Genomic DNA, 241 nt, shown 5'->3' on the forward strand with positions numbered 1-241 from the left:
TACCGACCGGTCGGTTTATAATCGCTCGCACTTTCACTTCATTGACGGATCGCAAGCGATGGCTGGTTCTTCTGCACATTCGGTGAATTCGGGCGCGCTGGCGCCGTCGGCGGTCGTCGGCGTGATCGGCGCGGGCGCGATGGGCGCGGGCATCGCGCAGGTCGCGGCGGCCGCCGGTCATACCGTGCTGCTGTACGACCTGAACGAGGCGGCGTGCGACAAGGCGCTCGCCGGCATCCGC

Annotated in this window: 1 protein-coding gene; it reads left to right on the forward strand. The window is 67.2% G+C overall.

The window, feature by feature from the left end:
* Positions 1-58: 58 nt before the first annotated feature.
* Positions 59-241 (forward strand): 3-hydroxyacyl-CoA dehydrogenase NAD-binding domain-containing protein (locus SB751_RS34705; RefSeq protein ID WP_410749575.1); only part of this gene is annotated, 183 nt, incomplete at its 3' end.

Source organism: Cupriavidus sp. SIMBA_020 (assembly GCF_046535395.1).
Lineage (GTDB): Bacteria > Pseudomonadota > Gammaproteobacteria > Burkholderiales > Burkholderiaceae > Cupriavidus > Cupriavidus campinensis.